Consider the following 20,340-nt stretch of genomic DNA (forward strand, 5'->3'; position numbering starts at 1 on the left):
CGGCATCGGATCGGCGGCGACCAGGTCGACGAGCGTGCCCGACGCGCGGGTGCGGTGCCAGACGATCGTGCAGTAGCGCGAGCGGAGCCACTGCTCCACGTGATCGTACGTAGTGGCGGTGGCTGGCCATCCGCGAGGCAGTCCCCACCCAATGCGACCGCCAGGGCCACTTCGGCCGGGTCCGACGTGCGCTTGAGCGCGGTGGTCAGACCCATGCCGCCCATGTCCGGGCCCATTGCAGCGACCACCTTGGAACTGCGCATCGTCCCTGGGGCCACGGCGTTGACCCGCACGTGCGACTCGGCGAACTCCGCCGCCCAGGTGCGGGTCAACGATTCGAGCGCAGACTTGGTGGCGCCGTGGACAGCCATGCCGGGCGTGCCCAGGCCGGCCGCGGTGGAGCTGATGTTGACGATGCTGCCGCCGCAGCCCGCGGCCATCCTCTCCGCGAACAGCGCGGTGAGCAGGAACGGTGCGCGCACGTTGACGGCGAAGGCGGCGTCGTAACTCGCGAGGTCCTGGCCGGGGGTTGGGGAGAACGTCATCACACGCGCGTTGTTGACCAGGATGTCGACGGTTCCGGCGCCGCCGGCCAGGCGCCGCACGGCCCGCGTCGGCGGGTGAGATCCTCAACCGACGAACGAGGCATCCGCTGCTGTGGCGACTTGATCTTGTGGTCGTGGTTCAGTCGAGGATCGCGTAGGAACAGTCATGGGGGTTGACCAGGGCTTGCAGACGTGCGCCTGCGGACAGGCCGGCGCTGCCGGTTCGGCTCTGAGTCACTTCGAAGGGCTCGAAGCCGAAACCGCTGACCCGCATCACAACCTCGTAGGTGTGCCCTTCGTCCGACGCTGTGAGGGTAGAGGTGAGGACCTCCGCGGTCGCTCGGACGCCAACGGCTTCGAGGCGTCGGGTTCCCGCGCGGTTGCGACCGGCCAGACGCCACAGCGCGACACCCCCAGGAACGCTCACAGCTGTGGTGAGCGTGCCGACGAGCAGAACGATCCGGTGAGGATCGGGAAGGAGCACCGCGACAGCGAGTACGGTCGGCCCGCAAGGGACCACCAGGGCTGCTACGCCTTTCATGAGCAGCGCACCGATCCCGTTGAGGGTCGAGACCTGGGCAGGTTGGGCCCTGCTGCTGGTGACCATCCCCGTAAGTTAGCTGCATGGTCCGGGTCGTGGCCACAGCGCGGAAGCTTGGGGGCCAGCAGATCGATCCGGGCCCTTTGAGGACATCCAGTACGACCCGCGCCGATCCTTGGGTGTCCCAATGGTTCAACTTCGGTGACAAGCGGTCCAGGTTCGATGTCAGCGGACAATGGGCAGGCGTCACGCCGTGAGGCCTGTCGCAACAGTCTTACCGGACACCGTCAACCCGCACGCCGGACACCGCCCCTGGCCCGACACCACCCCGCTGCGGACCAGTTCCTGGTTCAGGGACGCCACCACCCGCCAGACACGCCCGCGCGAAGCGGCCACGACTGACCCCACCGCCGGCAAGGAGTAACGGGGAGCACCGGCCGTCGTTGAGCCGGACGCGTACCTCCGTTCCTGCTGTGGGATACGCGCACGCCTGCCCCCCCCCGGAGTCCGCGCGGATACCCAGGGGCACGCTGCCATCCCAGCCAACCGGACACTCCGACCGTCTGGCCGGCTGTACGGCCCGACCACACACCCGACCATCACCCGCCGAGCGCCCAACCACGGAGCCGACCACAGAGCCGACCACGGCAGGCCACAGCAGAATCGACCTCCACCAGGCACGGGAAGGGCTGGATTCGGTCCAGGGCCATGCCGGACGGAGCCGGCACGGCCCCCTCCGCCGTACCGCCCGGCGGCAGGCGTCCTGGACGCCGCCGCAAACGGGCGGGCGGCGTGGGGGCACCGTCTGGGCGCAGGGCGCGGGCCTTCCGGTCACGGGTGCCCCTCCGGCGCGGGGCAGTGTGCCGCATGTCTATCTGCCGGCGCTGCGCGGTGCCGAGCGGGAGCTGGCCTCTGCAGGCGGGGATCGGGTGCGGATGATCCTTCGCGGGCTGCTGGGCGATGACGAGCACGCGGACGCCTTCGTGGAACGGATCGGCACTCAGCTGAAGAAGGTGCTGCGGACCCGGACGTGGTCAAGGTCAGCGAGAAGATCAACGAGCCGCTGCGGGATCCGACAGTCGGCGCGCATTCCCAGGCGAGTGAACTGGACCTGACCGAGCCGACGTTCGCGTCGATCGCCCGGTCGCTGCGCCTGCTGCTGGGTGACGTCTCCGCCGAGCCGTTCCCGTTGTCGGCCTCGGGGCTGGGTTACGCCAACACCCTGTTCATCGCCACGGTGATGGGCGAGGTGGACGCGGCGGCGGTGCGGATCTGACCGTGCTGCTGGTGCGAGGCGCGCGCTCGCACCAGCGGCCGTCGGGGGACCCGGCTGAGCGCCGCGAGCAGGACCGGCTCGGCCTGCGGCGCGCACGAGGGCAGGTACTCCAGACGCGGTACCCGATCGAGCGTGCGCAACGTGCTGATAAGGGCCCTGACCTCGCTCGCGGTCGGCACGACCTCGTCATCCGGGATCGCGTAGTCGGCGAACGGGCTCGGCCAGTTCCGGTCATAGCGCACCACAACCGGCCGCTCCGTACATGCGTCGGAAGGCAGGGCGCGAGTGCGCGCATGGTTTTGCACATCGAAGTCCATAAGAAGATTCCCTCGGAAGGCATGTGAAGACTCGGACATGCCGCCGATATCACCCGGGCCCGCGAACAGGGGCACGTCAGGTGATGCATTCGGTGCATCGGCGGCTCAAGGAGCGAACTCGCCCGCATCCAATTGGCTTCGGCTCCAGCTCTGCGAGTGCTCGCAGTCAGCGGTGATCTTGGCGTGCCGGCTGCCTGCTGAACAAGCGGCTGACATAGCGCCGCGGGCTCGCTCCGGCTCCGACGCACAGCATCAAGCTGGCTGCCCCTTCACGAGCCCCATGTTCACCCGACCAAACAGTCCGCGACACGGACGCCGCATAGAACGGGAGAAACACACCTCCGGCAAGCCCATGACCGGGCCAATCGAGACACCTTAGGTGGAGTCAGAAAAGAACTACAACTGGAGTCGGTTGTCACCTACGAAGCCATTCCCCCGTCGTGAGAGGCGCGAACGGGAGTCAGGTGATGCCGATCACGCCGAGACCGGGCTCCGCACACCTTCGCTTCGTGTTGGCTGGCGTACGCCTTGTCCTGCAACGCGCGCGCCGTAGCCCTTCCTACGGCCCGCATTCGCCGGTGAGGTCCGCCCCCAGTTGCCCCGCCGGTCGCAGCGGCCGAGGGGCCCCTGAGAAAAGATCTGCCGCGGGGCCTGACATTTTCCTGGCCTGCGTCGTCATATCGGTGAGGGCAGCGACCGGCGGCCCGGAACGGAGTGAAAAATGAAGGTTTTCATCGCTGGTGGGCGCGGCCGTGTCGGCTCCCCCCTTGCTGACAAGCTGGAGACCAGGGGCATCGAGGTGGTCTCGGGAGGACTTGATGACGGGATCGACGTGATCTCTGGCAAGGGGCTCGCCGAGGCCCTCGTCGGAGTCGACACCATCGTGAACGTCCTGAACACCCCCCGTTTTGATGCGGAGGGGGCCATTTCGTTCTTCGAGGGAGCGATCAACAATCTGAATGCGGAGGGCAAGCGGGCAGGTGCGCGTCATCACGTCCTGCTCTCCATCGTCGGCGTCGGACAAGGAGACGCGTCTGAGATTGGGTACTACCTCGGCAAGGTAGCGCAAGAGAAGGCCGCCCGATCCGGTTCGATTCCCGCAACCATCATCCGAGCCACTCAGTTCCAGAGCTACATTCCCATCCTCATTGACCAGCACACTGTGGACGGAAAGGTTTTCGCTCCCAGGTCGTTCATCCAGCCAGTCGAGCTGGACGAGGTCATCGAGCTGCTCGCCGAGGCTGCCACGACACTGAAGCCGGGAGGCGAGGTCGAGATCGCTGGACCCGACCGCTTCTACCACGATGACCTCTTCCGCGCCACGCTGGCCGATCGCGGAGACGACCGCGAGGTTGTTACCGTGAACGCGGAAGGGGCAACCGATGCCATGGTTCCACGTGGCGCTCACCGGGTAGGGACTGTGAGGTACCCCATTTCAGGAATCCCCCTCGCCTGAAACCAAAATAAGAGGACGATGGAACGCTCGACTGTCAGATGATGGTTGAGGCGTACCGCACTCAGATTGGAAAGGGTGCCCAATGTCGGAAGATTTTTCTGCCGAATCCGTAGGGTTTGGGGGAGCCGAGCGTAATGAATCGCGAATTCTCGATTCCGTCGCGGGCGAGCGACGTCGTTTGATATCGCTAGCCTTTCGCATGACGGGCACCCTTGCCGATGCTGAAGATGTTGTGCAAGAAACGTATGTCAGATGGTACCGCCTTGACGCCGAGGAACGCGAAGCGATTGCCACGCCCGCTGCGTGGTTGATGCGAGTTGCGAGCCGTATTTCACTGGACATGCTGGGCTCCGCGCGGGCACGACGGGAGACGTACGTCGGACAATGGCTACCGGAGCCAGTCCCATCTGACCTCTTTGCGGACGCAGCGATGGAGCCAACGAGCTCCAGTCATATCGCCGCCGATCCGCTCGATCGCGTTTCCCTCGATGATTCGGTCAGCATGGCTTTGTTGACGGTCCTCGAGTCTATGACCCCAGCTGAGCGAGTGACGTTCGTACTGCATGATGTATTCGGCGTGCCGTTTGGCGAGATTGCCAGTGTGGTAGGCCGTTCACCGGGAGCCGTAAGGCAATTGGCGACGTCCGCACGTCGGCATGTTCGAGAAGAAAGACGAGCACAAGTTTCCCCTCAACAGCATGATGAAGTTGTTCGGACATTCCGCGACGCAACGGTTGGAGGGAATATTGAAGACCTGTTGCGCGTATTGGCCCCAGATGTCGAACTGCGAGTAGATGGCGGCGGATTCGTCAATGCCGCACCTCAGGTTATCCGCGGTTCGGATCATGTAGCGCGGTGGCTCATGGGAGTGATGCGTAAGCAACCCGCTCTCCGTTTTGAGCGACGAGACACAGCTGACGGTCTCGGATACATACTGAGGAATGAGGAGCGTCGATATGGGATGGCCACCTTCGACGTCAGTGCTGAATGTGTCACGAACGTGTGGTTGATGCTTAATCCGCTGAAACTGACGAATTGGCCACTCGACTGAGACCGTGTCCTGTGTGGGGCTGGGCCGTTGGGCTTGGTCAAGGGGCGGGGTACGTGGAGTTGGATTGTTCCGGACGGGCTGGGGGAGATCGCGGAACCGCTGATCCCACCGTCGAAGGTGCGGCCGCAGGGTGGCGGAACACGGGACACACCTGATGAGACGCTGTTGTCTTCCAGGGCCCTGGCCCAGTGCTGCTCGAACGCCGGCACCCAAGTGTCGGAGCGGGGGCTGACCCGCAGCTGGGCCGGCAGTTGCGCGGCCGCCCCCGGCGCGAGCGGAGCCGGCGGGACGAGAGCGCAGTCGGACTGGGCACTCACGGGTTCCTCCAGAGGGGTCCTGGCATCACGGTACGCGCCAACACCCGCCGCCATCCAGACGGAGTGTCAGCACTGGAGGACATGCCGGGAGCTCGCCGCCCTGAGGAAGGAGCGTGCTCGCGTCCGCAGCGAGAAGGGCGTCCGCTGGGGCGGGCGACCAACCCTCGTCGCGTGATCAGATCATGCCCTAGCCCTACCACGGGGCTGGCGTGCATCCTGCGTTGCGAGGCTGATCAACGCCTGTCGCCTCAGAACGCGCCGCAACTCTCGCACCTGGTCCTCCGTGCGCGCCTGGTCCCGTACGCCGCACTCCAATACGCGCTCCGACTCTTCGAGGGAACGCTGGCGCCTCGCGGCCTCCTCCAGAACGCCAGTACTCCAGTCCTTGCCAGGGCCGCTGGACCTGACGAATTCGCCCAGAGCACTCCGCTCCTGATAGACCGACAGCTGAAGATCGACGAGAGCATCCGGCACCTGCATCCCAACATCGTGGCACGGCAAGCACCGGCACCCACGCCCTCGCTACAAGCAATCCGGCGAACCCACATGGTCGCAGCAGTGGACGAGAACAAGGCCTCCACAGGTAGTCCACGGTTCGGCAGCGAACGTGCCGCGGTGGCCGGGCCGTGGCGTGTCCGTGAGCCGCGCACGGCGGCCGTCGTCCGGGGCGGAGATGCCGGCGGCGACCGTGGTCGGCAAGTAGGCCATGAACACGGTGACGGCGGGTTGCGCGGTGTATTTCGCCAGGTGGCGCAGCGTCTTGAGGATCGGGGTGGTGGACGTGCTGGTCACCCCGCCTGGCCAACCCATTCCATCCCGACAGCACAGGACGAAGGAGGTTCCTCGACGAAGAACGTAGATATGGTCCCGCCACTGGGTTCGGGGGCCATCCCCGCGGGCGCGCGGAGCAGTAGTTGGCGCGGCGCGAGTGACCCGCGGTAGGCACCATCCCCGCAAGTGCGGGGAGCAGCTAGTAACGGGGTCGTACGGCCTCCGCCCTCGGAACCCTCCCCTCGGTTCGTACCGCGCACGCGAGAGGCCATACGCACGTGCAAGTCAGGTGCCCCGGCGGGGCCTCTCACCAGCCGGTGAGCAGGAGGTGGTTGAGGAGCAGGGCGAGCACGGCCTGCGCGGCGAGCCAGGCACGGGGGCGCGGCAGGAACGCGCCCGCCGCGAGCAGCCACAGCGCGAACGGCAGCCAGATGCGTTCCGTCTCCGCCTTGCTCATGCCGGACAGGTCCGCGGCGAGGAGGGCCAGCAGCGTGCCGAGCAGCAGGACGGCGAGCCGGGTGCGGGGTGCCGCGTCGGGCACGCCCGGCGGGCCTGGAACCGCCCGTACGAGTGCCGTGCCGGCCCGCCGCAGGCCCGCCACCGTCGCGGGGCCCACCATCAGTACCGTGCACGCCGCGTTCGCCCACACCCAGTAGCCGTACGGCCGGATGCCGCCCGCCCCCTGGTAGTAGCGCTCGACGAGCAGCGGGTAGGCCTCCCACCAGTAGAACCCGGCGAGGGCGAGGGCCAGCGGGACGACCGAGGCGCCGACCAGGACGTACGGCAGTGGGCGCAGCCGCTGGGAGCCGAGCAGCAGCACGGCGCCCGCGATCACCGCGATCAGGGTCAGTCCGTATGAGAGGCCGCAGGTGAGGCCGAACAGCAGCCCCGCGCAGAGGCCCGCCGTCCGCGGCCGGCGCCCGGTGACCGCGAGGGCGAGCAGGGCGAGCGTCCATGCGGCGACGGCCGCGAAGTAGCCGTCCGCCGAGGTGCCCATCCACACGGCTGCCGGAGCCAGGACGAGGAAGGGCGCGGCGCGCCGGGCCAGCGTCTCGCCCGGCGTGCCCTCGGCCCGTCCGGCGCCTGCGCACAGGGCCCGTACGGTGACCAGGACCGCCATCGGGGCCGTCGCGCCCACGACGACGCACCAGACCCCCGCCCAGGCGCCGCCGCCGAGCCCGATCCGGTCGAGGAGGACGAAGGTGAGGGTGGCTCCGGGCGGATGTCCGGCGACGTGCGGGGGCCAGTGGTCCGGGGAGCCGAGCAGGATGTGCTCGGTGAAGTCCCGCAGGGCGCCGGGGATGTCGTCGAAGCGGTCGATGACCTGGAGGTATTCGTACCGAGTGGTGAGCCGCAGGGCCACACCGCGCTGCCAGCCGTCGACCAGGGCGAGCGAGAACGTCCAGGCCGTGCCCGCCCCCCAGACCGCGAGCAGCAGCGCGCGCCACGGCAGGCGCGCGGCGACGGGCGGGCCGTACGCGGTGACGAGGACGCCGACGACCGGCGCGAGCACGGTTCCCGGGCCGAGGTGGGGAAGCCACCGTGCGTACAGCGGGGGCCAGTTGACGTGGAGGGACCCGTCGGCGCGCTCGATGGCGGTGCCGACCAGGACGGCGGCCGTGACGAGGAGGGCGGCGGCCAGTACTGCGGCCAGGTCGCGGCGGAGTTCGCGGTTCACGAGCGGAACGCTAGGTCCGCGGCCGTCCTCAGCGGCCTCCGCCCGGGCCGACGTCAGCCTTTCGTCATGGTTCACAACCCCCTTCGGCGGGTCCCGGCTGCCTACGGTCGGCACATGGTCCGTTTCCCCGCCTCGTCTCCCTTCTCCCCCGCCTTCTGGCGCAGCCCGCTGCGTGGCCCGTGGTTCACCTCCGTGCTGGGGCTCGTGCTCCTCGCCGGGATCACCACGTTGTTCGTGACGGGACTGCTGTCCTACGCCGCCTACAACCCCGACGTGTCCCCGGTGAACGACAAGACCCCGGACAAGGGCGTCCTCGGCTTCTACCTGTTCCCGTGGCCAACCGATCCGCCCTGGCTGTACCGGCTCACGCAGGGCGTCCACGTCACGCTCGGCATCACTCTGATCCCCGTCCTGCTCGCCAAGCTGTGGTCGGTCGTGCCGAAGCTGTTCGTGCTGCCGCCCGTCCGCTCGGTCGCGCATGCGCTGGAGCGGATCTCGCTCCTCCTGCTGGTGGGCGGTGCCCTGTTCGAGTTCACGACCGGCGTGCTCAACGTGCAGCTCGACTACCTGTTCCCCGGCTCCTTCTACCCGCTGCACTTCTACGGCGCGTGGGTGTTCTTCGCCGCGTTCCTGACCCACGCGGCGCTGCGGGTGCCGGCCGCGGTGCGCGTGGTGCGCGAGCGCCGGGCGGCCGAGGGCTCGGGCGGGTCCCGGCGGACCGAGGGTCGGGACGACCGGGCCGCGGCCGACGGGCGCGTCCCGGCGGGCCGGCAGGGTTCGGTGGACGGCGACGGTCCCGGGGACCAGCAGGACTTGGCGGGGTCCGACGGCCTGGAGGAGCTGGTGGCGCCCGACCCTGCCGAACCCACCGTCTCCCGGCGCGGGGCGCTGGCGTTCGTCGGCGGGGGCTCGCTGCTCCTGTTCGCCACGACGGCGGGGCAGAGCTTCGACGGGCCCGTGCGCGGGACCGCCCTGCTCGCCCCGCACGGCGGCCCCGAGCCCGGTGACGGCCCCGGCGGATTCCAGATCAACAAGACGGCGGCCTCACGCGGTATCAGCGCGGCCGAGACGAGTGAGGAAGTCTGGCGGCTGGTCGTCCGGGGGCGCGCCGGGACGGTCCGGTTGAGCCGCGCCGACCTGCTCCGGCTGCCGCAGCACGACGCCGATCTGCCCATCGCGTGCGTGGAGGGCTGGTCGACGTCCGACCAGTGGTGGCGCGGCGTGCGGTTGCGGGACCTGGCGACGCTGGCAGGCCACGAGCAGGGCGAGGTGCCCGACGTCATGGTGGAGTCCCTCCAGCGGCACGGGGCGTTCCGCAGGGCCGCGCTGCGTGCCAACCAGGTGCGCGACCCGCGTTCCCTGCTCGCGCTGGACGTCAACGGCGAGCCCTTGCTCCCCGATCACGGCTGGCCGGCCCGGATCATCGTGCCTGCGGCACCCGGCGTGCTGAATACCAAGTGGGTGGCCCGTATGACCTTCGGAGACCTGGCATGAGGCGGCGCGCGGTGCGGCGGCACACGTCGAGGCCGTGGACGGCGGGGCGGCCCGCGCCGGGCGGCGCGCTGCGGATCCTGCTGTTCGCCTGCTCGTTCGCGCTGACCGGATACGCGGGCGTGCGGCTGCTCGCCGGCGACTGGTTCGGTGTCGCGCTGTGGTTCGTGGGGGCCGCGGTGGTCCATGACTTCGTCCTGCTGCCGCTGTACGCCCTCGCGGACAGGGCCGTCACGGGGGTGCTCGACGCGGGCGGCCGCCGGAAGTGGACGATGTACGTCCGCGTCCCGGCGGCCCTGTCCGGGCTGCTGTTGCTGGTGTGGTTCCCGCTGATCAGCGGGCGGGTCGCGGAGCGCTACGAGTCCGCGACGGGCATGCCGGGCGATGTGTTCCTCGGCCGCTGGCTGCTGCTGACGGCGGGGCTGTTCGCGGGGTCGGCGCTGCTGCTGGCCCTGCGGTTGCGCAGGGTCGCGAAGGCTCGGCCGCCGGCCGTCCACTGACCCTGCGGCCGCCAGCCCGCGCGCGCCGCGTGCCGCAGCAGGGCCGGGGTGCCGAGCCGGGCCCAGGGGAAGCTGGGTCCTGCGGCACCGGGACCGCCGTCATGGTCCTCGGTGCCGTCGGGGGTGCCGGGGATACGGACGATGCGGACACTGACACGTTCGTCGACGTCCGCGTCCGGGACCGTCTCCGCAATGAGCAGGCCACCGGGCGCGAGCAGGCGGGACAGCCTGCGCAGCAGTGCCGCCGGGTCGCCGCCGATGCCGATGTTGCCGTCGACGAGCAGCGCGGTGCCCCAGCGGCCCTCGCCCGGCAGCGGTTCGAAGACCGACCTCTGCAGGGCCTGCCCGCCGAGGCGGGTCGTGTGCGCGACGGCCGCCTCGCTGACGTCGATGCCGAGGGCCGTCCCGCCGCGTGCCGCCAGCGCCGCGACGAGGCGCCCGGGCCCGCACCCCACGTCCAGCACGGCGCCCTCGCAGCGTGCGAGGACCTCTCGGTCGACCGCGTCGGCGTCCGCGCACCATCGCTCCACCTCCAGCGGCAGCAGCCAGCCGTCGGCGCGCCGCAGGAAGAGCGGCCCGCGCCCGGAGAGCACGGCGTGGGAGTAGGGGTCGGCCGACCAGGGCCGGTCGCCCGGCCGGGTCCGCGGCACGGCGGAGACCATTCGGGGGGCGGGCCGCCCGGAGCCTGCGGCACCGCCCGGCGTCACTTCGGGGGCCGTGCTCATCGTCGGCCGACCGGAGTCAGGCGCCGCAGCTCGGCGGCGAAGCGGCTGCCCGGCGCCGCCGCTGCCACCGCCTCCGCGTCCTGCGCGGTGTCGACGTCCCGCAGCGGCGGCAGTTCGCGCACCCGCAGCCCCGCCGCGACCAGCCGGGCACGCTGCACGGCGCCCGTACGGGGCGTGGACATGGGCACGCCCCTCAGCAGACCGGGATCGGGTGTCGCGAGTCCCAGCGCCCAGAACCCCCCGTCCTCGGCGGGCCCGAAGTACGCGTCGCAGCCCTCGAAGTCCACCGACAGCAGCGCGGGCGTCACTTGCGGGGTGTCCATGCCGACGAGCAGGGCGGGTCCGTCGCAATTCGCGAACGCGTCGGCCAGGCGCTCGTCCAGGTCGCCGGTTGCCTGCGGTACGACGTCGAAGCCGGGCGGCAGCCAGGGGCCGGGCGTCCCGTCGAGGACCAGCACGCGCCGTCGGGCGGGGGTCGCCGCCACGGCACGCAGGGTGTCCGTCAGGGCGGCCTCCGCGAGGGCCGCCGCCTCCTGGGGCGTGAACGGCGGGGTGAGGCGGGTCTTCACCCGCCCCGGGCGCGGTTCCTTGGCGATGACGAGCAGCGTGGTCACGGAGTGGTTCCTCCAGGGGTGGGGGCGGGGGTGGGGGCCGGTGGTTCGGCAAGGACCCGGCTCATGTCCCGGACTGCCTGCCAGGTGCCGCGCCAGGTGCCTGTCACCTTCGAGGCGCCCGCGCGCGGCAGATAGGGGACGTCGTGCTCGGTGACGCGCCAGCCGGCGTCGGCCGCCCGGACGACCATCTGGAGCGGATAGCCGCTGCGCCGGTCGCTGAGGCCGAGGGCGAGCAGCGGTTCGCGGCGGGCGGCGCGCAGCGGTCCGAGGTCGTGCAGCCGCAGTCCGGTGCGGCGGCGCAGCATCCGCGCGAGCGCGAGGTTCCCGGCCCGTGCGTGCGCCGGCCAGGCGTCGCGGCCGCGCGGGCGGCGGCGGCCCAGCACCAGGTCGGCCTCGCCTTCGTGCACCTCGCGCACGAAGGGCAGCAGGTCCGTCGGGTCGAGCGAGGCGTCGCAGTCGCAGAAGCAGACGATGTCCGCGGTGGCGGCGGTCAGTCCGGCGTGGCAGGCGGCACCGAAGCCGCGCCGCTCCTCGCGCACGACGGTCGCGCCCAGTTCGCGGGCGAGGTCGGGGGAGCCGTCCGTGGAGCCGTTGTCCACGACGATCGCGCGCCAGCCGCGCGGGATGCGGGCCAGCACCCAGGGCAGCGCCGCGGCCTCGTCCAGACAGGGCAGGACCACGTCGACCGGACCCGGCGGAGTGCCCGGTGGAAGGGCTGCCCGGGACGGCGCGGTGTGTTGCGTCTCAGGCCGCGTCCGGTGTCCCGCAGGGCGTTCGGGCGGCGGAGTGGGAGAGGTCGTCACCCGGATCACCCTACGGACACGAAAGGTGCAAATGGGACGACGTCTCCTTACGAAACGCGGACGTCGGAGCACCCGCCCTCCCCCCGCCCCGGGCCGGTGGGAAGGTGGGTCCATGCAGCAGCCGTACGCATCACCAGGTGGGGCCGGGCCACTGAGGCGGGGCCCTGACGGCGGGACACACGTCCTCGTCGTGGACGACGACCCCACCGTCGCCGAGGTCGTCGCCGGCTACCTCACCCGCGCCGGATACACCGTGGACCGCGCCGAGGACGGGCCCTCCGCACTCGCCCGCGCCGCCGCGCACCGGCCCGACCTGGTGGTCCTGGACCTGATGCTGCCGGGCATGGACGGCCTGGAGGTGTGCCGCCGGATACGGGGCCGGGGGCCGGTGCCGGTCATCATGCTCACCGCGCGCGGCGACGAGGACGACCGCATCCTCGGCCTGGAGGTGGGCGCGGACGACTACGTCACGAAGCCCTTCAGCCCGCGCGAACTGGTGCTGCGGGTCGAGTCGGTGCTGCGCAGGACCCGCCCCGCGGCCACCGAGCACCCCCTGTACGCACCCGGCGTCCAGGTCGACCCGGTGGCCCGTCGCGTCACCAAGGACGGCACGGAACTCGCCCTGACCGCCCGCGAGTTCGACCTCCTGGTGTTCTTCCTGCGCAACCCCGGGCGCGCGTACAGCCGCGAGGAGCTGATGCGTGAGGTGTGGGGCTGGGACTTCGGCGACCTGTCGACGGTCACGGTCCATGTGCGCCGACTGCGCGGCAAGGTGGAGGACGACCCGGCGAGGCCTCGGCTCGTCCAGACGGTGTGGGGCGTCGGCTACCGCTTCGACGCGGCCGGCCGCGAACGTCCGGAAGAGGCGGTCTGACCGTGGGCGCCATGCTTCTGATCGCCCTCTTCGCGTTCCTCGGTGCCGCCGCGGCCGGGCTGCTCGGCGCGGGCGTGCTCTGGCTCATCCGACGCCGCTCGCTGACCGCGTCGCTCGCCGTGGTCGCCGCGGTCGCCGTGACCGCGATGCTCGCCGGGACGCTGGCCGTGGCCTGGGCGATGTTCCTGTCCCCGCACGACCTGACGGTCGTCACGATGGTCGTCGCGATGGCCGCGGTGGTCTCCCTGGCGACCGCGCTGCTGCTGGGCCGCTGGGTCGTCGGCCGCAGCCGGGCGCTCACCCTCGCCGCCCGTTCCTTCGGCGACGGCGGCGACTTCGCGGCCCCGGACGGACCAGCGACCGCCGAACTGGACGCGCTCAGCCGCGAACTGGCGGCGACCAGCGCCCGCCTCGCCGAGTCCCGCGACCGCGAACGCGCGCTGGAGGCGTCCCGCCGCGAACTCGTCGCGTGGATCTCGCACGACCTGCGCACCCCGCTCGCCGGGCTGCGCGCGATGTCCGAGGCGCTGGAGGACGGTGTCGCCGCCGACCCCGACCGCTACCTCCGCCGGATGCGCACCGAGGTCGAACGGCTCAACGGCATGGTCGGCGACCTCTTCGAACTCTCCCGCATCCACGCGGGCGCCCTCGCCCTCTCGCCGTCCCGGATGTCCGTCTACGACCTGGTCGGCGACGCCCTCGCGGGAGCGGACCCGCTCGCCCGCGAACACGGCGTACGCCTCGTCGGCGACCGGGTCGAGGCGGTCCCCGTCGACGTGGACGGCAGGGAGATGAGCCGCGTCCTCGGCAACCTCCTCATCAACGCGATCCGGCGCACACCCGCCGACGGCACGGTGGCGGTCGCCGCCGAACGCTCCCCGGGCGGTGTCGTCCTGTCCGTCACCGACGGCTGCGGGGGCATCCCGGAGGAGGATCTCCCGCGCGTCTTCGACACGGGCTGGCGCGGCACGCACGCCCGTACCCCGCCGGCCGGGGCCGGTCTGGGGCTCGCCATCGTCCGCGGCATCGTGGAGGCCCACCAGGGCCGGGCCGCCGTGCACAACGTCCCCGGCGGCTGCCGCTTCGAGGTCACGCTGCCGGTGGCGGCCGGCTGAGTCCGGAAGCGGCGGCCCGCCCTACGCCCCGCCGCCGGGCCGGGCGCGCGCGAACTCCCTCATCCCCTCCGCGAACCCGACCCGGGCCCGCCAGCCCAGTTCGGTCCGCAGCCGCGACGAGTCGGCGGTGATGTGCCGGACGTCGCCGAGCCGGTACTCCCCGGTCACCACGGGCTCGGGTCCGCCGTACGCGTCGGACAGGGCCCGTGCCATCGCGCCGACCGTACGAGGCTCCCCGCTCCCGGTGTTGTACGTGGTCAGCGCCCCCTCCCGGGGTTCGGCCCCCAGGGCCGCGGCGTTGGCCGCCGCCACATCCCGTACATGCACGAAGTCCCGACGCTGCGCCCCGTCCTCGAAGACCCGCGGGGCCTCGCCCCGGGCCAGCGCCGAGCAGAAGAAGGCGGCGACGCCCGCGTACGGGGTGTCGCGCGGCATCCCGGGGCCGTACACGTTGTGGTAGCGCAGCGACACCGCCGAACCCCCCGTCGCGCGGGCCCACGCCGCGGCCAGGTGCTCCTGGGCGAGCTTGGTCGTCGCGTACACGTTGCGCGGGTCGGCGGGAGCGTCCTCGCCGACCAGCCCTGGCTCCAACTCCGCACCGCACAGGGGGCACCGCGGCTCGAACCGGCCGGCGTCCAGGTCGGCGGCGGACCGGGGGCCCGGCCGCACCACGCCGTGCGTCCCGCACGCGTACCGCCCCTCCCCGTACACGACCATCGAACCGGCGAGCACCAGTCGCCGGATCCCGGCGTCGGCCATGGCGGTGAGCAGCACCGCGGTACCGAGGTCGTTGCGGGACACGTACTCGACCGCGTCCGTGAAACCGGCGCCCAGACCGACCATCGCCGCCTGGTGGCACACGGCGTCCACCCCTGGCAGCGAGGCCGCGACCGCCTCGGCGTCCCGCACGTCGTGGCCGTCCAGCAGGTCGAACACCACCGCCTCGTGCCCAAGCGCCGTGAGCGCCTCCACGACATGGGACCCGATGAACCCGGCACCGCCGGTGACCAGTACACGCATGCCGCCCACGCTAGGCCGCCCCGCCGGTGCCGGGGACGACCGCGCCCGGCACGTCACCGGCCCGTAAGACACCGGCCCGCGCCTCCCGCCCGGATGCGCGCGCCCGTCACCGCGGCGGACGTGCGGTCGATCGCCGCGCCGCCCACCGCTCCGGCGCGCTGGAAGCGGACTACCGGCTCCGGATCTTCTCCCCCAGAGGCGAACTGCCGTTCGCCGGGCACCCCGTCCAGCCGCCCCGGCTCCTCAAGCGCCTGGCTGGACAACGGAGGCACGCCGCAACACACCGAGAGGATCGTGCAGGAGTGCACTGCCGGCCTGGTGACCGTGCGCCACGTGGATGGGCACCTGTCCTTCGCAGCCCCTGCGCTTGTCCGCGACGGCGCGCTCGACGAGGAGTTCCTCACCTGGATCGTCGCCCCGACGGGTCCGAGCACGCCTTCGAGATGTGCACCTTCGCCCCGGGCTGCGGCGTGGCCGAGGACCCTGTGTGCGGCAGCATGAACGCCTCGGTCGGGCAGTGGTTCACCTCCACCGGCGGCGCGCCTGCCACCTACCGGGTTTCTCAGGGCACGCGCGTGGGCCGGTCCGGGACCATCGAGATCACCGCCGACGTGGGCGGCACCGTCTGGTCAGCGGGGCTGCCGCCAGCCACATCCGCGGCACCATCACCCTCCGACCGGGGTGGCGACCCCGCGTCCCGTCATCAACCGCGGTGTGCCGGGCTCTCGTCCATCCGCCCGCGCCTGTCGGGTTGTCAGGGCCGTTGCGCGACCTCCCGCCCCCGTTGCTTCCGGGGTCGTCCAGGTACTCGGCCCCATCCGTCAGGACGGCAGGGAGAGCGTCGACCGCTGAGGGCTCAGGCGGCGGGTCTGTTCATGCGGATCAGAGTCTGCTGACCGTTCGCGACGAGTTTCCGGGCGCCGTCGGCCTGGACGCCGTAGACCTCAAGCTGGCAGACGGTCAGGGTGCGTCCGAGCTTCAGGACGGCGCCGATCGCTTCGAGGTGGTCACCGACGGCGGGCGCGCAGGGCTCCGCGACCCGAGTCGCCTCACGGGTTGAGCCGCACAGGACCGCGCCGGACGCTTCCCGCGCGAGGCCAGGCACGCGCCGCCCTCGCTATGGCCTGCTGACGGGCTCGCCGAACGTCTCACACTTCCCCCGCACGAAGTGGCTCACCGCGGCTCGCCAAACTCTGGCCGCCGCACCGAACGACGCTTTCGACTACGGCGACGCCCGCGGTCGCGTGGAGTTGCGCACCGCACTCGCTGACTACCTTGCGCGGGCCCGCGGGGTGCACGCCGAGCCCGAGCGGATCGTCATCTGTTCCGGATTCCATCACGGCCTGGCGCTGATGGCCCAGGCGCTCAGGGCACGGCAGGTGCGGGCGACAGCCGTCGAGGCTTACGGCCTCGACTTGTACCGCGACCTGCTGACGAACCCCGGCCTGCAGATCCCGCCGCTCTACGTCGACGAACACGGCGCGCGCACCGACGACCTGGCGCGACTGCATGGTGTGGATGCGGTGCTGATAACGCCAGCGCACCAGTACCCGACGGGTGTCGCGCTCAGCCCGGAGCGGCGCATAGCCGCCGTCGACTGGGCACGCTCCACCGGCGGCCTCGTCCTGGAGGACGACTACGACGGAGAATTCCGGTACGACCGCCAGCCTGTGGGCGCCCTCCAGGGCCTCGATCCGCAGCGGGTGGCGTACTTCGGCTCCGTGAGCAAGTCCCTGGCTCCAGGGGTACGGCTCGGATGGATGGTGCTACCGGAGGAATTCATCCCGGAGATCGTGACAGCCAAAGGGCACGGCGACTACATGACGAGCGCCTTGGAGCAGCTGACCCTGGCGGAATTCATCGCTTCGGGCGCGTACGACCGTCATCTGCGCGCGATGCGACAGCACTACCGGCGTCGCCGCGACCAACTGGTGGAGGCCCTGCACCACAGCGCCCCCGGCATTCAGGTGGCTGGCATGGCCGCGGGACTGCAGACGGTGATCGACCTCCCCCGCGGCACCGAGAACTCGGTGGTCCAGGCCGCCGCCCGGCAAGGGCTGGAGGTCAGCGGCCTGTCGCAATTCGCCTACGAAACAGCCGCCTCCGGGTGGCGATTGCCCGAGCGGGACGCCATGGTGGTCAACTACGCGGCACCCTCGGACAGCACATGGGCAGGCGCTCTGGACACGCTGTGCCGAGTGATGCCCTAGCCGGCATCAGCGGACCTGGCTCTACGTCGTTCGCGAAGACGGGCGGAGGGCAAAGGCGGCCCCTCTCACTGCGCCTGAAAGGGGCCGCCGTCTCCGTTGCTGCTGCGCCGGATGCAGTTAGGCGCTGGCGTCGAGCGCGCCCGCGCTGACGCTGGCTACGAAGGCGGTCCATGACGAGCGACGGAAGACAAGGGGGGCGCCGGCCTTGTTCTTCGAGTCGCGGATGCCGACCTCGGGCGCGATGTCCGCGGCCTCGACGCAGTTCCCCTCCGCGCCACTGCTGTACGAGGATTTGAACCAGGCGCTTTCAGGCGCCAGGTCCGTGGACTTGCGGGTCTGCTTCACGATGCCAACTTTCGTTTCAGGTCCCTGTGGACTTCGTCAATGAACATCGGCGTCTCGTTGGGAGCGAGCGCCGCAGCCCGCAGCGCTTCGAAGCGGCGGGAGTATTTGCCCACGTCCGACTTCTTGTCGGTAATGCTGGCCTGGCCGCCGGGCTGGTCAGCTTGGACGATCTTCCCCAGCGGCTCGCCCATATCCAGCAGGGCAAAGTTCTGGCTGGCGCGGTATCCGGTGGATGCCGACGGCAGTATCTGGATGGTGACGCTGTCCAGCGACGCGAGGCGTTTGATCTCCTCGTACTGTTCGGCCATCACTTCTCGGTTGCCGATTGTGCTGCGCACAGCGTCCTCGCCCATGATGACCCACAGTTCCCGCGGCTCCTCTTTGGTGAGGAGGTTCTTGCGTGCCATGCGCATCTCGACGTTGGCGTCGATGAACTCCGTGGTCGTCTCGTCCACGGCCTTGGCCGACAGCAGCAGTTCGCGGGCATAGCGGTCCGTCTGCAGGAGACCGAAGACGAGAGACGGCTGCCAGGCCGAAACGCTTTCCGCGTCCGTCTCCATGCCGACGTACTCGCGCATGCCTTTCGGCAGGTGCACCGAGTACGGCACCCACCAACCCTCTTGCAGAGATTCACGGTGAATGACGAGCAGGCTATCCACCACCTCGGGGTCGTCCACCCGATAGTGGCCGAGGAGGTTCTTCAGGTCGGTGGGGTTCGGGAGGCTGGTCCTGCCCCTCTCGACGCGCCATAGCTTTTCGGAGGAAAAGCCAAGGCTGGAGGCGACGTCTTCGCGTCTCATCCCGTGGCCCTCCCGCATCCTCTGAAGGACCTTGCCCAAGTGCACTCGCCTGCTGGTCGGCCCCTTCGGTGCGGCCACTGGTCATCCCTTCTGTCGTGCCGAAGCACGCACGATCGAGTCGGGTTCGCCCGCCCCGGAACCCGGTTAAATCCTCCCGGAGTCCGGTCCACGCCTCCCCCAGTGCCCCTTGGCCGTGCCCGAGTTGAGAGTGTGCCACCCCCAGTTCTCCTTGCACAGCTAAGAGCTCCGCCTACTGCATATGCCATTGCGCGTGAAAATTGCATGCTCTGTTGCATGTCAACTCTGCCATGCAAGACAGTAGTTGAGCCACGGCGCAGCGTGACAGAAGCGTCAGCGCTCCAGCTTTGCGAAGCCCAGCGCCGTGCCTACTTCCCCCGCCGACAGCCTGTCGGTGGTCCGGCACTCCCACAGAGGACGTGATGACGACGACAGCTGTAAGGACGTCTCACGTGGCCGGCCGCCGGGCCGACCACGTGATGGCCGAGAGCTTCAAGGTCGCTCGCCACCGCTGCGGCGAGCCCCCTCGCCCCGAGGATGCGCACAAGGTGGGTGTGATGAGACGGATCGCCGCTGCCCGATTGAGGCACCGCGGTCTCGACGCGCTGATCGACGAAGTGATGGTGCTCGTCTCCGAAATGCTGACGAACGCCCTGCTGCACAGCGGCGCGGACGAGATCGGCCTCCACATCACCGACAGCGAGGGCTACCTGCACATCACCGTCACTGACGGCCAGATCGGCGCCGCAACCCCCCGAGAACCCGCAGCGAACGCGGAGTCGGGGCGCGGTCTCCTCCTCGTCCAGGCCTTGGTGAAGGCCCACGGCGGTGAGTGGGGAACCAGCGAAACCGGTGACCAGACGTGGTGCAGCCTCGCATTACCGACCCAATGAAACAGGGAGACCCCGTGGAACCGCCGCCACAGCGACCGGCCCTCCTCGCAGGAGTGGCGCCCGCGCCCACACCTGCAAGTGCGGCCGTGCTCCTGCCATACACAAACTCACCGCGTCTGTTCGAACAGTTCTGGCCGCTCGCCTTCACTCCGAGCGCGGGCCCCAACGCGCGGCTGCGGATGCGCCCGTGGCTCACCCTCGCGCGCTGGCACGGCAACATCGACCAGGCGTCGAGGGTCGCCGACAAACTTGTCGACAACGCCGTACTACACGGCAGGCCTCTCCCCGGGAGCTACGTGCACCTGCGGGTGTTCGGCCTCCCCGAGACCGACGAGCTGATCATCCAGGTGGACGACGCGCTCCCCGAGTTCCCCGGATTCGAGGAGGCCGCCGCTCAGAGCGGTGAGGTGCACGGGCAGCCGAAGGGACTGTGGTGGGTGGCCCACTACCGGGGCCAGCTGTGCTGGGACACCAGGCAGGACGACGACGGCCAGATCGTCGGCAAGACCGTGCAGGCACTACTCCCCGCGACCTGGGACGGCTCCGCATGACACACGCCCCGCTGCCCCACCGGGCAGGCACCCCCCACGGCCCCGCCCAAGCCGGCGTCGTCGACTTCCTCGAACGCAGCGAGCGCATCGCGCCCGACGAGGTCGCGCCGGACATGAGCAGACTGGCCGAACGCGTGCGGAATCTCATGAACCTCCAGCACGGCTGTTCACTCCTATTACCGTTGGGCGGCCGGTTCTTCGACGCTGTGGTCACCGCCTCCGGCCCCGAAGGCCGCGCCGTCGTCGAACTGCTCGACGAGATCCAGCACCTTCCCGGCCACCGGCCCGACGCCTGCAGTCCGGTGATCGAAGACCCCGAACGACAGTGGCTCATCTGGCTCGTCCCCCCAGGCACACACGCCACATGGTGTCGGCGTACAAGTGATCGTGCGCCACCTCGTACGGAGGAATGTGCACCGTTTCCGGTGC

19 protein-coding genes and 5 pseudogenes are annotated in these 20,340 nt (G+C 70.4%); 12 read left to right on the forward strand and 12 right to left on the reverse strand.

Annotation, left to right across the window (positions count from 1 at the left end; genetic code table 11):
* Positions 1 to 212: 212 nt before the first annotated feature.
* Positions 213 to 605, reverse strand: a pseudogene (locus IE265_RS35255) (SDR family NAD(P)-dependent oxidoreductase); the annotation flags it as partial.
* A gap of 79 nt (positions 606 to 684) precedes the next feature.
* Complete coding sequence (locus tag IE265_RS35260) at positions 685 to 1,152, reverse strand: hypothetical protein (RefSeq protein WP_190039855.1); 468 nt, start codon at positions 1,150 to 1,152, stop codon at positions 685 to 687.
* Positions 1,153 to 2,116: 964 nt separating this feature from the next.
* On the opposite strand from IE265_RS35260, the gene IE265_RS35265 reads away from it, so the two are divergent.
* The gene (locus IE265_RS35265; protein ID WP_190039856.1) at positions 2,117 to 2,362 is read left to right on the forward strand and encodes a hypothetical protein; all 246 of its coding nucleotides are present in this window, start codon (positions 2,117 to 2,119) and stop codon (positions 2,360 to 2,362) included.
* Here the strand turns inward: IE265_RS35265 and IE265_RS35270 are convergent.
* A complete protein-coding gene (locus IE265_RS35270; RefSeq protein ID WP_190039857.1) occupies positions 2,296 to 2,679 on the reverse strand; it encodes a hypothetical protein in 384 nt (127 codons plus the stop codon). The genes IE265_RS35265 and IE265_RS35270 overlap by 67 nt on opposite strands.
* A 721-nt stretch (positions 2,680 to 3,400) precedes the next feature.
* On the opposite strand from IE265_RS35270, the gene IE265_RS35275 reads away from it, so the two are divergent.
* The 3 genes and pseudogenes from IE265_RS35275 to IE265_RS35285 all read left to right on the forward strand — a co-directional run.
* Entirely contained in the window at positions 3,401 to 4,135 is a 735-nt protein-coding gene (locus tag IE265_RS35275) for an SDR family oxidoreductase (RefSeq protein ID WP_190039858.1), read from the forward strand.
* 82 nt (positions 4,136 to 4,217) lie between these two features.
* On the forward strand, positions 4,218 to 5,186 hold the full coding sequence (sigJ, locus tag IE265_RS35280; protein ID WP_190039859.1) for an RNA polymerase sigma factor SigJ: 969 nt from the start codon (positions 4,218 to 4,220) through the stop codon (positions 5,184 to 5,186).
* A gap of 33 nt (positions 5,187 to 5,219) precedes the next feature.
* Positions 5,220 to 5,435 (forward strand): annotated as a pseudogene (locus IE265_RS35285) (IS5/IS1182 family transposase); the annotation flags it as partial.
* Positions 5,436 to 6,025: 590 nt separating this feature from the next.
* Here the strand turns inward: IE265_RS35285 and IE265_RS35290 are convergent.
* Positions 6,026 to 6,295, reverse strand: coding sequence for a hypothetical protein (locus IE265_RS35290; protein WP_190039860.1), 270 nt, complete (start codon positions 6,293 to 6,295; stop codon positions 6,026 to 6,028).
* A gap of 286 nt (positions 6,296 to 6,581) precedes the next feature.
* A complete protein-coding gene (locus IE265_RS35295) occupies positions 6,582 to 7,952 on the reverse strand; it encodes a hypothetical protein (RefSeq protein WP_190039861.1) in 1,371 nt (456 codons plus the stop codon).
* 114 nt (positions 7,953 to 8,066) lie between these two features.
* Here IE265_RS35295 and IE265_RS35300 point away from each other — a divergent pair, with 114 nt between their 5' ends.
* Positions 8,067 to 9,446, forward strand: a complete 1,380-nt coding sequence (locus IE265_RS35300) for a molybdopterin-dependent oxidoreductase (protein ID WP_190039862.1) — start codon at positions 8,067 to 8,069, stop codon at positions 9,444 to 9,446.
* Between the two features lie 352 nt (positions 9,447 to 9,798).
* On the opposite strand, the gene IE265_RS39170 is transcribed toward IE265_RS35300, so the two are convergent.
* The 3 genes from IE265_RS39170 to IE265_RS35315 are packed head-to-tail and all read right to left on the reverse strand — an operon-like array spanning position 9,799 to position 11,962.
* Positions 9,799 to 10,605, reverse strand: coding sequence for a methyltransferase domain-containing protein (locus IE265_RS39170; RefSeq protein WP_308434848.1), 807 nt, complete (start codon positions 10,603 to 10,605; stop codon positions 9,799 to 9,801).
* A gap of 59 nt (positions 10,606 to 10,664) precedes the next feature.
* Complete coding sequence (locus tag IE265_RS35310; RefSeq protein WP_190039864.1) at positions 10,665 to 11,282, reverse strand: TIGR04282 family arsenosugar biosynthesis glycosyltransferase; 618 nt, start codon at positions 11,280 to 11,282, stop codon at positions 10,665 to 10,667.
* Positions 11,279 to 11,962, reverse strand: coding sequence for a glycosyltransferase family 2 protein (locus tag IE265_RS35315; protein WP_190039865.1), 684 nt, complete (start codon positions 11,960 to 11,962; stop codon positions 11,279 to 11,281). The genes IE265_RS35310 and IE265_RS35315 overlap by 4 nt, the downstream gene beginning before the upstream one ends.
* Before the next feature lie 235 nt (positions 11,963 to 12,197).
* On the opposite strand from IE265_RS35315, the gene IE265_RS35320 reads away from it, so the two are divergent.
* A complete protein-coding gene (locus IE265_RS35320) occupies positions 12,198 to 12,959 on the forward strand; it encodes a response regulator transcription factor (RefSeq protein WP_190039866.1) in 762 nt (253 codons plus the stop codon).
* A gap of 11 nt (positions 12,960 to 12,970) precedes the next feature.
* Complete coding sequence (locus tag IE265_RS35325; RefSeq protein WP_373303099.1) at positions 12,971 to 14,074, forward strand: sensor histidine kinase; 1,104 nt, start codon at positions 12,971 to 12,973, stop codon at positions 14,072 to 14,074.
* A gap of 21 nt (positions 14,075 to 14,095) precedes the next feature.
* Here IE265_RS35325 and IE265_RS35330 read toward each other — a convergent pair whose 3' ends face one another.
* Positions 14,096 to 15,094, reverse strand: a complete 999-nt coding sequence (locus tag IE265_RS35330) for an NAD-dependent epimerase/dehydratase family protein (protein ID WP_190039868.1) — start codon at positions 15,092 to 15,094, stop codon at positions 14,096 to 14,098.
* Between the two features lie 443 nt (positions 15,095 to 15,537).
* Here IE265_RS35330 and IE265_RS39175 point away from each other — a divergent pair, with 443 nt between their 5' ends.
* A complete protein-coding gene (locus tag IE265_RS39175) occupies positions 15,538 to 15,990 on the forward strand; it encodes a PhzF family phenazine biosynthesis protein (RefSeq protein WP_308434847.1) in 453 nt (150 codons plus the stop codon).
* Here the strand turns inward: IE265_RS39175 and IE265_RS35340 are convergent.
* Positions 15,951 to 16,118, reverse strand: a pseudogene (locus tag IE265_RS35340) (hotdog fold domain-containing protein); the annotation flags it as partial. The gene IE265_RS39175 and the pseudogene IE265_RS35340 sit on opposite strands and share 40 nt — an antisense overlap.
* On the opposite strand from IE265_RS35340, the pseudogene IE265_RS35345 reads away from it, so the two are divergent.
* Positions 16,087 to 17,304: pseudogene (locus tag IE265_RS35345) on the forward strand (aminotransferase-like domain-containing protein); the annotation flags it as partial. The pseudogenes IE265_RS35340 and IE265_RS35345 sit on opposite strands and share 32 nt — an antisense overlap.
* Positions 17,305 to 17,421: 117 nt before the next feature.
* On the opposite strand, the gene IE265_RS35350 reads toward IE265_RS35345, so the two are convergent.
* The gene (locus IE265_RS35350) at positions 17,422 to 17,649 is read right to left on the reverse strand and encodes a DUF397 domain-containing protein (RefSeq protein ID WP_229916915.1); all 228 of its coding nucleotides are present in this window, start codon (positions 17,647 to 17,649) and stop codon (positions 17,422 to 17,424) included.
* Positions 17,646 to 18,527 (reverse strand): helix-turn-helix domain-containing protein, encoded by an 882-nt coding sequence (locus tag IE265_RS35355; protein ID WP_190039870.1) that lies wholly within the window; start codon positions 18,525 to 18,527, stop codon positions 17,646 to 17,648. Before IE265_RS35355 ends, IE265_RS35350 begins: the two co-directional genes overlap by 4 nt.
* 392 nt (positions 18,528 to 18,919) lie before the next feature.
* Here IE265_RS35355 and IE265_RS35360 point away from each other — a divergent pair, with 392 nt between their 5' ends.
* From IE265_RS35360 to IE265_RS35370, 3 genes and pseudogenes are all read left to right on the forward strand, one after another.
* Positions 18,920 to 19,360, forward strand: coding sequence for an ATP-binding protein (locus IE265_RS35360; protein WP_229916917.1), 441 nt, complete (start codon positions 18,920 to 18,922; stop codon positions 19,358 to 19,360).
* 86 nt (positions 19,361 to 19,446) lie between these two features.
* Entirely contained in the window at positions 19,447 to 19,911 is a 465-nt protein-coding gene (locus tag IE265_RS35365) for a hypothetical protein (RefSeq protein WP_190039871.1), read from the forward strand.
* Positions 19,908 to 20,340 (forward strand): annotated as a pseudogene (locus IE265_RS35370) (hypothetical protein); the annotation flags it as partial. The gene IE265_RS35365 and the pseudogene IE265_RS35370, both read left to right, overlap by 4 nt.

Origin of the sequence: Streptomyces fructofermentans (assembly GCF_014651055.1) — a bacterium.
GTDB lineage: Bacteria > Actinomycetota > Actinomycetes > Streptomycetales > Streptomycetaceae > Streptomyces > Streptomyces fructofermentans.

Excerpts from the sequence above, each read along its gene's own strand:
- IE265_RS35300 (WP_190039862.1), top strand. The coding sequence starts at position 8,067 with ATGGTCCGTTTCCCCGCCTCGTCTCCCTTCTCCCCCGCCTTCTGGCGC.
- IE265_RS39175 (WP_308434847.1), top strand. The coding sequence starts at position 15,538 with ATGTGCACCTTCGCCCCGGGCTGCGGCGTGGCCGAGGACCCTGTGTGC.
- IE265_RS35330 (WP_190039868.1), bottom strand. The coding sequence starts at position 15,094 with ATGCGTGTACTGGTCACCGGCGGTGCCGGGTTCATCGGGTCCCATGTC.
- IE265_RS35260 (WP_190039855.1), bottom strand. The coding sequence starts at position 1,152 with ATGGTCACCAGCAGCAGGGCCCAACCTGCCCAGGTCTCGACCCTCAAC.
- IE265_RS39170 (WP_308434848.1), bottom strand. The coding sequence starts at position 10,605 with ATGGTCTCCGCCGTGCCGCGGACCCGGCCGGGCGACCGGCCCTGGTCG.
- sigJ (WP_190039859.1), top strand. The coding sequence starts at position 4,218 with ATGTCGGAAGATTTTTCTGCCGAATCCGTAGGGTTTGGGGGAGCCGAG.
- IE265_RS35270 (WP_190039857.1), bottom strand. The coding sequence starts at position 2,679 with ATGGACTTCGATGTGCAAAACCATGCGCGCACTCGCGCCCTGCCTTCC.
- IE265_RS35325 (WP_373303099.1), top strand. The coding sequence starts at position 12,971 with ATGCTTCTGATCGCCCTCTTCGCGTTCCTCGGTGCCGCCGCGGCCGGG.
- IE265_RS35275 (WP_190039858.1), top strand. The coding sequence starts at position 3,401 with ATGAAGGTTTTCATCGCTGGTGGGCGCGGCCGTGTCGGCTCCCCCCTT.
- IE265_RS35320 (WP_190039866.1), top strand. The coding sequence starts at position 12,198 with ATGCAGCAGCCGTACGCATCACCAGGTGGGGCCGGGCCACTGAGGCGG.